The following is a 14321-nucleotide window of genomic DNA, read 5'->3' on the forward strand; positions in this document are numbered from 1 at the left end:
TTCAGCTGCCGGTGCAGGTGGCGGTGGCTCCGCTGCCGTTTCCGGTGCCCTGGAATCCGAAACTGGTGCTCTGACCCACGGCCAGCCGTCCATTGTAGCTCTGGTTCGTGACGGTGATCGTCCCGCTGCTGCCGGTCGCGACACCGTTCCACAGCGAGGTGACCGAGGCGCCACTCGGCAGGTTGAGGGTGACCCGCCAACCGCTGAGTGCGGTGCTCCCAGCGCTCACGGTGACGTTGGCGACGAATCCGCCGTTCCACTGGTCCTGCACGGCGTAGGTGGCGGTGCAGGCGTCGCCGGTCGGCGGCGGCGTGGTGGGCGGGGGAGTGGTGGGCGGGGGCGTGGTCGGCGGGGGAGTGGTGGGCGGGGGCGTGGTCGGCGGGGGAGTGGTGGGCGGGGGCGTGGTCGGCGGCGTGCCGCCGTCGAGCGTCAGGTTCTTCTGCTGGACGGTCCACTGCGTACGGCAGAGACCGCAGTTGGTTCCGACGAAGTTGGCGCCGGCAGTGGTGTCGCCCTTGAGGCGCCACTTGAGGTAGAGCACCGCGACGCGGCCGAACTCACCGCCGTTGGCCTGGTCGTAGGTGCCGCCGTGCCCCACGTTGAGGTTGCCCATGAAGGCGGGCAGCCCGGACGGCAGCTTGCCCCAGTCGTCGATGGCGTTCGGGTAGGCGATGTCGCTCGGGCCACCGATGATGTAGGCGATCGGCTTGGTCAGTCGCCTGAGCTGGTAGTCGTCGGCGTCGTTGAGCAGGCCACTGCTGAAGATGCCGGTCGTGGTGACGCGTGGGTCGTTGGAGACGGCGTACGCCTCCAGTCCGCCGCAGGAGAAGCCCGCGACCGCGACCTTTGTCGTGTCGATCTTGTTGAAGTACTTGCTGCCCTGGCGGGAGTTCTCCGCGATGGCCCAGTCGATCGACTGGGTGAGCATCTGCGAGTTGGTGGAGCCGGACCCGTTCGGAGCGCCGTTGGCGATGGCGAGGAAGCCGTGCGAGGCGATTTCGCGCAGGAAGTTGCCCTGGGAGAGGCCGTTGGCCGAGCATCCGCCATTGCCCCAGACAAAGATGGGCAGGCGTTCGGACGGGAGCGTCTGGGGCCGGAAGATGGTGTGGTTGGCCAGACTCGCCGAGGTCTCGTAGTCGGCGGGATAGGGGCCGGAACCGCCGACGGCGGCACCTGCCGGTGTCGCGCCGAGCGCGATGATCACCGAGGCGACCGGGACGACGGCGGCGGCCAAGCCCGCGTAGATCTTCGCTCTTCTTCTCATGCACCCCTCCAACGGATGTCACGTGGGGCTCCCTGCGGCGGCGGTGGCGGCTGTTCGTTCGCGCAGCGACCGGTGGTCGGCGCAGGCCACGGGCCAGGTCTATGTGTACGCGTCGACCACCCGGCGGGGTCCCCACAGGCGATCCGATTGGGAGCGGTGTGCAGTTACTATCACTGCCGTAACGAAATGTGTCAATGTCTTGTCTATCCTGCGGCCGCCCACCGACGCCGTCGGCCCGCGCGCCGACCGGCGGTCGTTCCCGATGCCGAGAGGTCGTCCGACGCCTCGAAGTGGGTGATCCAGGCGGCGGCGTCCGGCCAGTGCGGCGTCGCCAGCTCGACCAGCCGAGCCTGCGCGAGCGCGCCGAGCGCGGTGTGGATCTCCAGGAAAGTCTCCCTGGCCTCCCGGCGGGGCCACGGCGTCGGCAGCAGATGATCGGGCAGGTCCGGGTCGATGTCGGCGAACCTCCGCCAGGAGTCCATGGCCGAGGTCCGGGCGACCAGCGCCCGTGCCGCGCCAACCGTGTTGTCGCGCACCGCGATCCGCAGCGGCGCGTACCGCTGGATGAAGGTCGCGTACGCGGACGCGAGCCCGGCCAGGTCGTACGCGGCGGCCGGTCCGTGCGGTCCGGACTCCTCGTCGAACCGGACGTGCATGACCGACCACCGGGCGCCCTCGACGTGGCTCAGCAGTTCCCTCAGCACGCCCCTGGCGGGTGCGGCGTCGGACCCCGGCCGGATCCACACGCTGTCGTACAGGCCCGCGAAGCGCAGCGCGCCCAGCGCCCTGCGCACGGCGTGCCGCGACGCCTGACCGGAGCTCGGGATCGAGAAGGAGGCCAGCACCCAGTCGCCGGTCCAGTGCGGCGGCTGGGCGCCGAACGTCAGGAACTGCCGCATCCGCGCGTGGTGCCGGGCGATCGCCTCGGGCGTCAGGTGGTAGACCGGTGGTCTCCGGCCCGCCCTCGTCGCGATGAGGCCACGCTTGACCAGGCGGGACAGGGCGGCACGAGCGCTGGACTCGCTGACGCCGAACTCGCGCAGGATCGCGATGACCGCCACGGACGGCAGGTCGGCGTCCGTCGAGTCCAGATACTCGCCGAGCACTGTCGCCAGAAGGTGCTGCGGGCTGGACCCGGCCTGGGCGCGAGGGGCTCGCACGTCGTCACCGTTCACGTCACCAGACTGCCCCACCGGATGGCACACGGACCTCAGCCCAGCGTGGCCGCCCTGCGCAGCAGCACGGCGCGTTCGCGCTGGTTCGCACAGAGCCGGGCTGCCAGCTCCAGCTCGACACGGGCTTCCGCCGAACGGCCGAGCCGGGCCAGCAACTCACCGCGCACGGTCGGGACCAGGTGTGATCCGGGGAGCCGGCGGGCGGTGACGAGCTCCTCCACGATGGCCAGCGCCCGCGCCGGACCGGAGGCCATGGCCACGGCGACGGCCCGGTTGAGGTCGACCACCGGCGACGGCGTGACCCGGCCGAGCGCGTCGTAGAGCAGCACGACGCGGTCCCAGTCGGTTGCCCCCACGGAGGGCGCCGCCGCGTGCGTGGCGGCGATCGCGGCCTGTAGAGCGTAGGGACCGGGATTCCGAGGCGACGTCCTGTTCAGCGCGGCCAGCCCCCGACGGATCGCCGAGGTGTCCCACAGTCGCCGGTCCTGGTCCTCGAGCAGGACCGGCGTACCGTCCGGGTCGGTCCGGGCCGGAAAACGCGCGGCTGTCAGCTCGCAGAGCGCGAGCAGACCGTGCACCTCGGCCTCGTCGGGTTGCAGAGCGGCCAGCGTACGGATCAGTCGGACCGCCTCGTACGCCACGTCCGGGCGCAGCAGGTGGTCGCCCGAGGTGGCCGTCGACCCCTCGGTGAAGATCGCGTACAGGACGTGGAGCACACCGCCCAGCCGTGCGCGACGTTCGTCGGCCGGCGGCAGCTCGAACGGCACCCTGGCCGCCGCGATGGTCTTCTTGGCACGGGTAATGCGGGCCTGCACGGTCGGCACCGGAACGAGGAACGCGCGGGCGATCTGCTCGCTGGACAGGCCGCCGACCACGCGCAGGGTCAGCGCCACCCGGGCCGCAGGCGGGAGCACCGGGTGGCAGCTGACGAACATCAGGGCCAGGACGTCGTCGTCGATCCGGTCGGGGTCGACGTCCTCGACCCAACTGGCCGCCGGATCGCCTGCCGCGTCGACCGCCAGCAGGGCATACCGATCCCGCAGCGCGGTCCGTCGGCGTATCGTGTCGATGGCCCGCCGACGTGCCGTGGCCATCAGCCAGCCGGCGGGATTGGCCGGGGAGGCACGGGGCCACGACACCAACGCCTCCGCGACCGCCTCCTGGGTGGCGTCCTCGGCCAGCCCGAGATCGCCGGTGAACCGGGTCAGCGCGGCGACGATCCGCGCCGACTCGACCCGCCAGACGGCCTCGACGTCGACCGCACCCATCAGATCCGGCCATTCTTTCCGCTGCCCGGCGGAACCTCGTCGGCCTCGGCCACCCGCCGGACCTCGATCTTGGATCCGCGGACCGCCGGAACGCGCCTGGCCCACTCGACGGCCTCCTGCTTCGAGGCGACGTCGAGCAGGAAGTAGCCCCCGAACAGTTCCCTGGTCTCGCCGTACGGGCCGTCCGTGACCACCGGGGCGTCGCCGCCGAAGTCCACCACGACGCCCTGGCCCGGATCGTCCAGCCCTTCGGCCGCGAGGAGGATGCCGGCCTGCACCATCTCCTCGATGAACCGGCCGGTCGCGGCCATCGCCTCGTCGATCGACGCCATCAGGGCCGCGTTCGACTCGTCGGTTCCTCGCATGATCAGCATGTACTTCGCCATTGCCTTCTCCTCCTCGGCGGGGCCGCCACTCGTCCCTCGCGCCCCTATGTCGAACGAGCGGCCCGCGCATCGACACCATCGCAGAAAAGAAGTCAGCTTCCACCGGAGCTGACCGTCAGGGTGGCGCGTCGACCGGCCGGTCGCCCCGCCCGGGCGACAGCGCCCAGGACGGGCGCCACGTCGCCGCGGGCGACGGCGCCAGGCCCGCGCAGTGGTCGATCACCGCGCGTAGCCCCGGGTGCGGGTTCGCGCGGCGCAGGATGAGCGAGAGGGGGTACGCGAGCGTCGGGCCCGCGATCGGGATGCGGCGCAGGTCGTGGCCGGGCGGCCAGAGATACCGGTCGCGCGCGCCGACGAGGGTCGCCACGTCGGCGGATGCCGCGAGGATGTCGAGCAGCACCTCGTTGCCGAAGTTCGGGCCGGCGGCGTCGATCCGCAGGTCGAAGGTGGTGGTGAGCTGGTCGTAGAAGTCCGCCCACTCGCTTCCGGGCGCGATGCCCGGCACCCAGATCCGGTGCCCCCGCAGTCGGGCCGGTGTCAGCGTACGCGCGGCGGCGAGCGGGTGCCGTGGGCCGACGAGCAGTTCCAGCGCCGAGTCGAACGCGTGGACCATCCGTACGTCGCGCGGCAGCGTCGCCGGGTCGGTGACCGACCGGAACGAGGCGTCGACGTCGCCCGCCTGGACGGCGGCGACCGCCTCGCGCGGGTCGGTGACCCGCAGGGTCACCACGTCGAGATCGATCTCCGGATGTGACCGCCAGTAGTCGTGCAGGACGACCGCCTGCGCGGAGCGCAGGCCGAGCACGTCGATCCGCAGGGCCCGCGAGCCCGGCCTGATCGCGGCGACCGCGCGGTCCACCCCGGCGACGATGCCCCGGGCGTGCGGGAGGAACGCCTGGCCGTCGAGCGTGAGCTCGACCCCTCGGGGGGTACGCGTGAACAACCGCACGTCGAGGGCACGTTCGAGGGCCGCGATCCGCTTCGACACGGCCTGCTGCGTCACCCCCAGCTCGTCGGCCGCGTGCTGCAACTGCCCGAACTCGGCCGCCCGCACGAACGACCGCACCGCCTCGGTATCCATCGGCTCATCATCCACCCGCACAACCGACGGTTGTGACGCGCCCGACGGTCAGTTGTTTGCGCTGACGTCGGGCGCGTTGGTGTGCTGCCCGGACCCGAACATCGGTTGTCACGAGGGGGGCGGATGGGCGTGCGATTGGGGTCCGGTTTCGGTTGGCTGTGGTCGGCCTACGCCGTCAGCACGTACGGCACGTGGATCGCCTTCGGCGCGTTCCCGCTGATCGCGGTTCGCGTCCTGCACGCACCGGCGTTCGCCGTGTCGATCCTGGCGGCGGCCGGACCGGCCGTCGCGGCGGTCGTGGCGTTCTCGCTCGGACCGTGGGTCGAGAGCCGGGCGAAGCGTCCGGTGCTGGTCGCCATGGACCTGCTCCGGTTCGTGGCCATGGCGAGTATCCCGCTCGCGTACGCCTTCGGTCTGCTGTCCTACGGCCAGTTGCTGGTCGTCTCGGTCCTTTCCGGGACCGCGAGCATCGCCTTCGCCGCCGCGTCCGGCGCGTACCTCAAGTACCTCGTCCAGGGCGATCACCTGCTGGTGGCGAACGGGCGGTTCGAGGCCACGAACTGGGCGGCGACCGCGGTGGGCCCACCCCTCGGTGGCGCGCTCGTCGGGCTGCTCGGTCCGGTCGTCACCGTCGCGGCCGACGCCCTCAGCTACCTGCTGTCAGCGCTCGCGGTCCGGCGCATCCGCGGTGGCGACGTCGCGTCACCCCGGGCCCGTGCCGGTCGTCCGCGCGGCGCCGATCTCCTGGTCGGCTGGCGGTTCATCCTGCGCGACCGGGCCCTGCGGGGGCTGTTCCTGAACTCGATACTGGTCGGCGGCCTCATCATGGCCACCGCGCCGCTGCTGGCCGTGCTCCTGCTGGGCGAGTACCAGCTTCCGGCGTGGCAGTACGGTCTCGCCTTCGGCATCCCGGCGCTCGGCGGCCTGGTGGGTGCCCGCCTGTCCGGGCGCCTCGTGGCCCGCCACGGTCGACACCGGGTCATGATCGTCTCAGGGTGGCTGCGCTCGGTCTTCCCCCTCGGTCTCGCGTTCGTCCAGCCGGGCATCCCCGGACTCGTCACCGTGATCGTCGTCGAGGGACTGCTGATCACCTGCATGGGCGTCTTCAACCCGATCTACGCGACCGAGCGACTGCACCGCACCCCGCTCGGCCACGCCGCACGCGTCCTCAGTACGTGGAGTGCCGTCAGCAGACTCGTCCAGGCGGTCCTGGTGGTGGTCTGGGGCATCCTCGCGACCCTCACCAGTCCGCTTGCCGCGATCACCATCTCCGGCGTTCTCCTGCTCGCCACCCCGCTCCTGCTGCCCGGGCGGACACCGTCGGTGGCCACCGAGCCCAGCCCGTCCGAGCGGGGTGTCCGGGTCGGATGACGCATCCAGGGACCGCTGGCTTCATATTTCAGTTCGTCGATGTTAACGTTAACTTAACTCGGCTGTCTGCCGGTCGGCATGACCGTCGGCGGGGCCCCGGTGAGATCGGAGAACGCTTATGACCACACCCCGCAGGGTCCTTCGCGTGCGCCCGCTGGCCGTGGTGACGGTGTGTGCTCTCGCCGCCACGGTGTCGCTGGCCTCCCCGGCGTCGGCATCAGCGACCATCACAGTGGCCGCCGACGGCAGCGGCACCTTCACGACCGTCCAGGCGGCGATCGACAGCGTCGCGGCGAACAACAGCGTGCCGGTCACCATCACCATCAAACCCGGCACCTACCGGGGCGTGGTCACCATTCCCGCCAACAAGCCCTACCTCACCCTGGTCGGCACCGGCAGCTCCGCCGCCCAGGTGGTGATCGTCGAAGGGCACGCATCCGGCCAGACCAAGCCCGGTGGTGGTACGTACGGCACGTCCGGCAGCGCCTCGGTGTTCGTCAACGCCAACGACACCACGATCCGAAACCTGACCATGTCGAACGACTTCAACGAGGCCGCCAACACCCTCGACGCCGAGCAGGCCGTCGCTGTCAACACCTCCGGCGACCGGGTGCAGTTCGACAACGTCCGCGTCCTCGGCAACCAGGACACCCTGCTGGTCAACGCGCCCAGTGTCAGCTCGGTCCGGCGTCTCTACGTCCGCAACTCCTACGTGGAGGGGGACGTCGACTTCATCTTCGGGCGGGGCACAATGGTCTTCCAGAACGGCACCGTGCACTCGCTCACCCGGGGCTCGTCGTCGAACAACGGCTACATCACCGCCGCGGCCACCGACATCAACAACAAGTTCGGCTTCCTGTTCTGGGGCACCACACTGACCAGCAACGCTCCGGCCAGGACGGTCTACCTCGGCCGGCCCTGGCACCCCAGCGGCGACGTCAACGCCCGCGGTCAGGTCCTCTACCGGGGCGTCGCGATGGGCGCACACATCCGCACCGACCCCTGGACCGACATGTCCGGCTTCTCGTGGAGGACCGCCCGGTTCGCCGAGTACAGCAGCACCGGGCCGGGCGCCGTCATCAACGCCGACCGGCCCCAGATGAGCGCCTCCACCGCCACCCAGTACACACCCACCGCGTACCTGGCGGGCAGCGACGGCTGGAACCCCATCCGATGAGGCGGATTCGTTCCCTGCGTACCGCGGCCCTCATCGCAGTCGCCGCCGGGGTACTCGCCGCGGGTCTGCCGGTCCTCAGCGCCGAGGCCGCGGTCGGTGACGGCACGCCGACCGACTCGAACATCAGCTTCGTCGGCCGGTGGAACACGACGAACGCCTCGGCCTACGTGCCCTACTGGGCCGGCGCGTACCTGCGGGTCGGGTTCACCGGCAGAACGGTGAAGCTCCGGCAGCGCAACACCATCCAGCTGTGGGCCAGCATCGACGGTAGGGCGTTCACGTCCTTCACCGGCTCCGGCACGATCAACCTGACGCCGACCGCGCTGGCTGCCGGCAACCACACGTTGATCGTCAGTTACCGGCAGGTGGCCGGCTCCTACACCGGTGACGCGGTCTTCCAGGGGCTGATCCTGGACTCGGGCGCGGGCACGTTCAAGCCACCAGCCCGCCCCAAGCTGGTCGAGTTCATCGGTGACTCGATCACCGCCGGTGCCACGAGCAGTCAGCTCGCCGTGACGGACTACGGCTTCAAGGTCGGTGAGCGGCTCGGCTACGACCACACCCAGATCGCGATCGGTGGCATGTGTCTGGCCGAGACGACCGATGGGTGCTGGGCGCAGGCGACACGCTACTGGATGTCGTCCGGTGGCCAGGTCGGCACCGATCCGTGGGACTTCTCCCGCTACACGGCCGACGGTGTGGTGATCAACCTGGGGACCAACGACAAGAGCCATGGCGTGAGCGCCGCGGCCTTCCAGGCGACGTACACCACCTTCCTGACGAGGATCCGGGCCAAGTTCCCGAACGCCAAGCTCTTCGCCCTGCGGACGTTCATCGGTCGCTATGCGACCGAGACGGAGGCGGCGGTGCGGGCGCGCAACGCCGCGGGTGACGCCAACGTGTTCTACGTGGACACCACCGGCTGGCTGCCGTCCGGGGGCCTGAGCGACTCGGTGCACCCGAACGACGCGGGTCACCAGGCCATCACCGACAGGTTGGCCCCGATCCTCAGCGCACGACTCACCACGACCCCGGAACCGACGACGCCGGCCCCCACGACGCCGGCCCCCACGACGCCGGCCCCGACAACGCCAGCGCCGACCACACCCGCGCCGACCGCTCCTGGGGCCGGCGCCTGCACGGTCACCTACCTCAAGACCGGTGACTGGGGTACGGGTGCGCAGTTCGACGTGACGCTCGGCAACACCTCCACCGTCGGGGTCAACGGGTGGACCCTGACCTGGTCCCTGCCGGGCAGTCAGCGGATCACGCAGTCCTGGAATGCCACCGTTACCCAGTCGGGCGCTGCGGCCACCGCGGTGAACGCCGCCTGGAACGCGGTGATCCCGGCCGCCGGTTCGGCCAGCTTCGGAATCATCACCGACAGCCCGCTCGGCGGAGCGACCGGCTTCGCCCTCAACGGTTCCCCGTGCGCCGCCGTCACGTGATGGCGAGCGTCTCCGATCGAGGCAGGAGTAACCCGATGACGGTTCGCCGATCGCGTCTCGTGGTCCTGACGGCAACGGTCCTGACCGTCGTGGCCGGCGGGCTCGGCATCGCCACCGCCCAGGCCGCCACCCCGGCCTGCGCTGTCGACTACCGGATCACCAGCCAGTGGGCCGGCGGGTTCGGGGCGGATGTCGTCGTCACCAACCTCGGCGACGCGGTGACCGGTTGGAGCGTCGCGTGGAGTCTTGCCCCCGGGCAGGGCGTGCAGCAGGCGTGGAACGCCACCGTCACGGTCGCCGGTTCGGCGGTGACGGCCACCAATGTGAGCTACAACGGTGCCGTCGGCTCTGGCGCATCGGTCAACTTCGGCTTCACCGGCTCGTGGAGCGGCAGCAACCCGGTGCCGTCGTCGTTCTCGTTCAACGGCACCACCTGTGCCGGCTCGCCGCCAGCAACGCCCACCGCGCCGACGCCGACTGCCCCCACGCCGACGCCGACACCCACCGCTCCCACACCGACGCCCACTGCGCCGACGCCGGAGCCGACACCCTGCACCGGCCCGAGCACACCGTCGGCCAGCCCTTCCCCGTCACCGACACCCGCGCCGATCAGGGTGTGGATGGCCGGCGACTCCACCATGATGAACGCCGGTTCCTGCCCGATCGGCTGGGGTAGCCAGTTCGCGCCCTCCTTCACGTCGGCAGTCACCGTGCAGAACAGTGCCGTCGGCGGTCGCAGCATCCAGACGTGGCTGTACGAGGGCAACGTGACCTCCACCAAGAACTCCGCCGGCGAGTGCACGCTCAGCTCGACTGCCTACAGTGCGCGGTGGTCGGCGATGCTGGACACCGGCAGCGGCTTCAAGACCGGTGACTATCTGATCATCCAGTTCGGCATCAACGACGGTGACTCGGCCTGCCCGCGACACGTCGGGACCAATCGCTTCAAGGAACTGCTCGGCGTGATGGCGACGGCCGCCAAGGCCAGAGGGGTGAAGCCGATCTTCGTCACCCCGGTCGCGGCGATCACCTGCAGCGGCGGCACCGCCGTCGGCAACCGCGGTTTCGTCGCCGAGACGACGGCTGCGGCCGCCGCCAACGGCGTACCGGTCATCGACCTGCACGCGAAGAGCGTGGCGCTCTACAACTCGCTCAGACTGTGCCCGAACAACGGTGACTACTCGACGGGCGCGGTCGGCGCGTTCTTCTGCAACGACCACACCCACTTCGAGGCTGCCGGCGCCAGACAGATCGCCGGCCTGATCGTCACCGCCCTCCGGGCGCAGAACATCCCGCTCGCCGCCCACCTGAAGTGACAGCCACCCTCCGGCCGCGCTGCCCGACGACAGGAGCCATGCTGCTCGGCCAACCCCGGATCGCCCGGGTGGAACACGTCCGGCGGGTCAGCTCTGCTGGTAGTTCACCGCCGTGAACCCACACGGCTGGTGCAGGTGCAGGTAGTAGGCACCCTCGCCGTAGTCGTCCAGGTCCGCGCCGCCGATCAGACCCACGTAGTCCATCGGATCACCGCAACCGGGACAGTCGGGGTGCTCGGCGTCCTGGATCCACTCGGGCCGGCCGCCCAGCGTCGATCCACCCTGGTCCCAGGCGCTGACCTGGTACGGGCTCGCCAACGCCTGCCCGAGCACCGGCGCCAGCGTCGGCGGGTCCTCCGGTTCGTCATCGTTCGGGAGATAGTCCGGGCGGGTGTTGCCGGCCCACCAGGTGGTGCCACCGGCCGGAGTGGCGTAACTGTACAGCGTCGTGAAACAGGCGCAGAAGTGGCAGGTCTCGATCACCAACCGCCCTGACCAGCCGGTGTGGGCCAGCGCGGCGGCGATGGAGGCATCCGCGGTGTCGAGGTCTGCGGCGACCCACAGCGGCGAGGCGCACCACGGGCACGTGGGCCGGTCTGCGCCGGGCGCCGTTTCGCGCATGACCCACCGGTACGTGATGTCGCCGCACAGGTCGCGTCGCCGGCCGTCCGAGCCGACCGCCCAGCCGCCCTCGTGGGCGTAGCCGAGCGCGTTGACGTGCAGCTCGTCAGAGCCGGCCGGAGGCTGCGTCGACCAGCGGCGCATGGCGCTCTCGGCGGACGGGTGGGCACTGTGCGCCAGGATCAGGAGCAGGTCGTTCAGCTCATCGGGTGTCCGACCGCTGTCGACCTGCTCGATGACCCGGCGGACCAGGTCGGCGTCCGCCGCGCGGTACAACTTCGCCGGACACAGCACGTCGAGGTCGAGCAGGAGACCCAGATGCGGGGTCAGCCTGCGGGGGTCGGTGTCCGCGATCGCGGACAACTCCTCGATCGCGTCGTCGTCCTCTACGGCAGCACGTCTGATCAGATCCTCGATCACGAGGGGATGGTATCCACGTACTGCTTGGCGTCGCAGCGTCGCGGCTGGCTCGTAGCAGACCCCTGATGAGCCACCGTCCACATCGGCCCCGTTCCGCAGCAGCCCGGCTGCCACAGTCTGCAGCGGGATGACGATCACGATGAATGCTGGGGAGCGAATGCGGATGCGAATGAAGACGAGGGCGATGCGCCGGGCCGGTGCGCTGGTCAAGGTGCCGACGACGGTGGCCCTCGTGCTGGTCGGAACCGCCTCCGCGGCGTCGGCGGGAACGGGCACGCCGAGCGGTGCGCCACCGGCGGCCAACGGTGTCGATGTGTGGTGCGTGTCGACGACCGGCGCGAAGGCGTGCTTCGCCGCGTACGGGGACCGGGTCTGGGTGAAGGACACCAACGCGAACGGCGCGTCCGCCGCCGGCACGATCCAGGGACCGGATTGGAGTCGTCAGTGCGTCAACAACAGCGGAGCGGACGCCGGCTGGGTCCTGTGCGACTTCGACGTGCCGGAGTACGACGAGGGCCTGCTGTGGGCCGTCAACAACCCGTTCATCGGCAACGAGAACAGCACGAAGATCTACACCAGCGGCCCGATCTGATGCCGGAGCTCGGGCGTGTTGGCGGCGTCCGGGGACTCAGCGTGATCGGGCACCTCGACGTGGTCCAGCAGCAGCCAGGTGTCCGCGGGGATGTGCGGCTTACCGGGAACGGCGCGCCGTTCCTCGCGGTGGCCCGTCGGGCAGACCTCGACGGCGAGCCGGCGCCAGAAGCGGGCGGCACCCGGGTTCTCCTCCTGAAAGGGAATCTCCCAGGCGCCCGGGTGCGCTGTGAAGAGGTGCCGAGCGGCGAGTCGGCCCACCCCCGAGCGGCGTACGGCTCGCACGACGAAGAACTCGGCGACACGCAGCGGCTGGATCTCCACGCCGGAGACGAAGGCGAAGCCCACGGGCCGCCTGCCCTGGCAGATGAGGTAGCCAGAGCTGTTCGGGTCGTTGAGGTAGGTCGAAAGGCGGCCCGGGGTGAACAGACCCGTATCGTCCGGCAGACTGTCGCGGAACTCGGACAGGTCGTGCCGGTACAGCTGCCACAGCCGTTCCACGACCGGCTGGTCATCGGGCTGGATCGACCGGAGGGTGACGGGGTTCAGCACGCCGTCATCCTGCCCGATCCCGAGGGCAGGGAGGCTCGCAGGCTGACTGACGCTGGCAAAAGCCATCCCCTCACACCAACCGGCCGCCCTCGCCGGCTGCGTGAACGCCCTCGGGAGCGGTGATCGGTGCGGTGATGATCCGGCTCGGCAGCACCGGCGCGTCCCGGCCGGTGCCCCGGCGCGCGCCGTCGTCGGTCGACTGTTCGTGGTAGTCCTGCTCCACGTTGACCGACCAGACGTCGTGCGTGCTGCCGGTGACGATGTTCTCGACGGTCAGCATCGCGGTGAGCATCGAGTGGTCCTGGTTGTTGTAGCGGTGCATGCCGTTGCGGCCCACCGGGTGCACGTTCGGCACGGCCTCGGCCAGCCAGGCCCGGATCACGTCCACGTTGTGCTGGTAGCGCTCGTCGTACACCGGGTAGGCCTTGGGCATGCGCACGACGTGCCCGGCCTCGACCACACCCGGGCGGACCAGGCCCAACCGCTCCAGCTCCGCGGTGGCCAGGGCCACGAGATCGACATCGGGGGTACGCCACATCTCGTCGTCCTCGAAGACGAAGTACTCCAGGCCCAGGCAGGTGCGACCGTCCTTGACGAGGTACGGCGACCAGGAGCCGAAGTTCTGGATCCGGCCCACCTTCACCGCCGGGTCGTGCACGTAGATCCAGTTGTCGGGGAACGAGAACTCGGCCGGCACCACCAGGGCGACGGTCAGGAAGTCGCGGTAGCGCAGGTCGGCGGCGCAGGCCAGCACCGCCGGGGGCGCGGGCGGGCGGAGCGCGGCGACCAGCTCCGAGATCGGCATCGACGAGATCACGTCGTCGGCCGGCTCGGTACGCTGCCCGCCAGCGCCGTTGAGCGTCACGCTGATCGCCCGACGTCCTTTCGGGTCGCGGTGCACGGCGGTCACCCAGGTGCCTGTCGACATCTCCCCGCCGCGTCGGCGCACCTCTTCGGCGCAGCGCTCCCACATCATCCCCGGCCCGTACTTCGGGTACTGGAACTCCTCGATCAGGCTGGTCACGTCGGTGCGGCGGCGGCGCGGCAGCACCGCGTTGCGGATCGCCGTGGCAAGCGACAGGTTCTTGATCCGCTGCGCGGCCCAGTCGGCCTGCAACCGGTCCGCCGGCATACCCCAGACCTTCTCGGTGTACGTCTTGAAGAAGATCGAGTACAGCCGCCACCCGAACCGGGCCGAGACCCAGCCCTCGAAGTGCGACTGGTCGCGGGGTGGCCGCAGCCGCGCCCGGGCGTACGAGCCGAGGCAGCGCACCGCCTCCGGCAGTCCCAGGTTGCGCAGGGCGTTCGTCGCGCTGAGCGGATAGTTGAACAGGGCTCCCCGGTAGAAGATCCGGCTCATCCGCGGTCGGGTCAGGAAGTCCTCGTCCGGCAGGATCTCGTGCCAGAATGCCTCCACCCGGGGGACCTTGGTGAAGAACCGGTGCCCGCCGATGTCGAAGCGCCACCCGTCGCGTTCCACGGTCCTGCTGATTCCGCCGACCACCTCGTCGGCCTCGAAGACCCGGACCGGCTGCCCGTGCCGGAGCAACTCGTACGCCGCCGTGAGCCCCGCCGGACCCGCGCCGATGACCACCGTGCCGTGCTGCTCGCTCATGCCCCCGTACTCCCTGCCACTGGTCGAGGCGGCACG

General features: G+C 70.4%; 13 protein-coding genes. 5 read left to right on the forward strand and 8 right to left on the reverse strand.

Features of this window, described 5'->3' with window-relative positions; genetic code table 11:
- Position 1: 1 nt before the first annotated feature.
- From ABZU91_RS28130 to ABZU91_RS28150, 5 genes are all read right to left on the reverse strand, one after another.
- A complete protein-coding gene (locus tag ABZU91_RS28130) occupies positions 2–1264 on the reverse strand; it encodes a cellulose binding domain-containing protein (RefSeq protein WP_355246693.1) in 1263 nt (420 codons plus the stop codon).
- 203 nt (positions 1265–1467) lie between these two features.
- On the reverse strand, positions 1468–2439 hold the full coding sequence (locus tag ABZU91_RS28135) for a PaaX family transcriptional regulator C-terminal domain-containing protein (RefSeq protein WP_355246696.1): 972 nt from the start codon (positions 2437–2439) through the stop codon (positions 1468–1470).
- A 35-nt stretch (positions 2440–2474) separates the two neighbouring features.
- Complete coding sequence (locus ABZU91_RS28140) at positions 2475–3707, reverse strand: sigma-70 family RNA polymerase sigma factor (RefSeq protein ID WP_355246699.1); 1233 nt, start codon at positions 3705–3707, stop codon at positions 2475–2477.
- Positions 3707–4093 carry a YciI family protein gene (locus tag ABZU91_RS28145; RefSeq protein ID WP_355246702.1) on the reverse strand — a complete coding sequence of 129 codons (387 nt, stop codon included), beginning with the start codon at positions 4091–4093 and terminating at the stop codon, positions 3707–3709. The genes ABZU91_RS28140 and ABZU91_RS28145 overlap by 1 nt, the downstream gene beginning before the upstream one ends.
- A 115-nt stretch (positions 4094–4208) precedes the next feature.
- Positions 4209–5174 (reverse strand): LysR family transcriptional regulator, encoded by a 966-nt coding sequence (locus tag ABZU91_RS28150; RefSeq protein ID WP_355246705.1) that lies wholly within the window; start codon positions 5172–5174, stop codon positions 4209–4211.
- A 123-nt stretch (positions 5175–5297) separates the two neighbouring features.
- Here ABZU91_RS28150 and ABZU91_RS28155 point away from each other — a divergent pair, with 123 nt between their 5' ends.
- The 4 genes from ABZU91_RS28155 (at position 5298) to ABZU91_RS28170 (ending at position 10486) form a co-directional block, all read left to right on the forward strand.
- Positions 5298–6545, forward strand: coding sequence for an MFS transporter (locus tag ABZU91_RS28155; protein WP_355246707.1), 1248 nt, complete (start codon positions 5298–5300; stop codon positions 6543–6545).
- Between the two features lie 145 nt (positions 6546–6690).
- Complete coding sequence (locus ABZU91_RS28160) at positions 6691–7722, forward strand: pectinesterase family protein (protein ID WP_355246709.1); 1032 nt, start codon at positions 6691–6693, stop codon at positions 7720–7722.
- Entirely contained in the window at positions 7719–9170 is a 1452-nt protein-coding gene (locus ABZU91_RS28165; RefSeq protein WP_355246712.1) for a cellulose binding domain-containing protein, read from the forward strand. Before ABZU91_RS28160 ends, ABZU91_RS28165 begins: the two co-directional genes overlap by 4 nt.
- A gap of 35 nt (positions 9171–9205) precedes the next feature.
- The gene (locus tag ABZU91_RS28170; RefSeq protein ID WP_355246716.1) at positions 9206–10486 is read left to right on the forward strand and encodes a cellulose binding domain-containing protein; all 1281 of its coding nucleotides are present in this window, start codon (positions 9206–9208) and stop codon (positions 10484–10486) included.
- A gap of 87 nt (positions 10487–10573) precedes the next feature.
- Here ABZU91_RS28170 and ABZU91_RS28175 read toward each other — a convergent pair whose 3' ends face one another.
- The gene (locus ABZU91_RS28175; protein ID WP_355246719.1) at positions 10574–11527 is read right to left on the reverse strand and encodes a hypothetical protein; all 954 of its coding nucleotides are present in this window, start codon (positions 11525–11527) and stop codon (positions 10574–10576) included.
- A gap of 163 nt (positions 11528–11690) precedes the next feature.
- Here ABZU91_RS28175 and ABZU91_RS28180 point away from each other — a divergent pair, with 163 nt between their 5' ends.
- A complete protein-coding gene (locus ABZU91_RS28180) occupies positions 11691–12119 on the forward strand; it encodes a hypothetical protein (RefSeq protein ID WP_355246722.1) in 429 nt (142 codons plus the stop codon).
- Here the strand turns inward: ABZU91_RS28180 and ABZU91_RS28185 are convergent.
- Together ABZU91_RS28185 and ABZU91_RS28190 are read right to left on the reverse strand one after the other, a co-directional pair.
- Positions 12098–12670: a GNAT family N-acetyltransferase gene (locus ABZU91_RS28185; RefSeq protein WP_355246725.1), complete on the reverse strand. Its 573-nt coding sequence runs from the start codon at positions 12668–12670 to the stop codon at positions 12098–12100. The two genes, ABZU91_RS28180 and ABZU91_RS28185, sit on opposite strands and share 22 nt — an antisense overlap.
- A 70-nt stretch (positions 12671–12740) precedes the next feature.
- Positions 12741–14285 carry an NAD(P)/FAD-dependent oxidoreductase gene (locus tag ABZU91_RS28190; RefSeq protein ID WP_355246728.1) on the reverse strand — a complete coding sequence of 515 codons (1545 nt, stop codon included), beginning with the start codon at positions 14283–14285 and terminating at the stop codon, positions 12741–12743.
- Between the last annotated feature and the right edge of the window lie 36 nt (positions 14286–14321).

Origin of the sequence: Micromonospora sp. NPDC005174 (genome assembly GCF_040608495.1) — a bacterium.
Taxonomy (GTDB): Bacteria; Actinomycetota; Actinomycetes; order Mycobacteriales; family Micromonosporaceae; genus Micromonospora.

Coding starts and splice junctions, on each gene's coding strand:
- ABZU91_RS28150 (WP_355246705.1), bottom strand. CDS start 5,174: ATGGATACCGAGGCGGTGCGGTCGTTCGTGCGGGCGGCCGAGTTCGGG.
- ABZU91_RS28170 (WP_355246716.1), top strand. CDS start 9,206: ATGACGGTTCGCCGATCGCGTCTCGTGGTCCTGACGGCAACGGTCCTG.
- ABZU91_RS28145 (WP_355246702.1), bottom strand. CDS start 4,093: ATGGCGAAGTACATGCTGATCATGCGAGGAACCGACGAGTCGAACGCG.
- ABZU91_RS28165 (WP_355246712.1), top strand. CDS start 7,719: ATGAGGCGGATTCGTTCCCTGCGTACCGCGGCCCTCATCGCAGTCGCC.
- ABZU91_RS28180 (WP_355246722.1), top strand. CDS start 11,691: ATGCGAATGAAGACGAGGGCGATGCGCCGGGCCGGTGCGCTGGTCAAG.
- ABZU91_RS28190 (WP_355246728.1), bottom strand. CDS start 14,285: ATGAGCGAGCAGCACGGCACGGTGGTCATCGGCGCGGGTCCGGCGGGG.
- ABZU91_RS28155 (WP_355246707.1), top strand. CDS start 5,298: ATGGGCGTGCGATTGGGGTCCGGTTTCGGTTGGCTGTGGTCGGCCTAC.
- ABZU91_RS28130 (WP_355246693.1), bottom strand. CDS start 1,264: ATGAGAAGAAGAGCGAAGATCTACGCGGGCTTGGCCGCCGCCGTCGTC.
- ABZU91_RS28140 (WP_355246699.1), bottom strand. CDS start 3,707: ATGGGTGCGGTCGACGTCGAGGCCGTCTGGCGGGTCGAGTCGGCGCGG.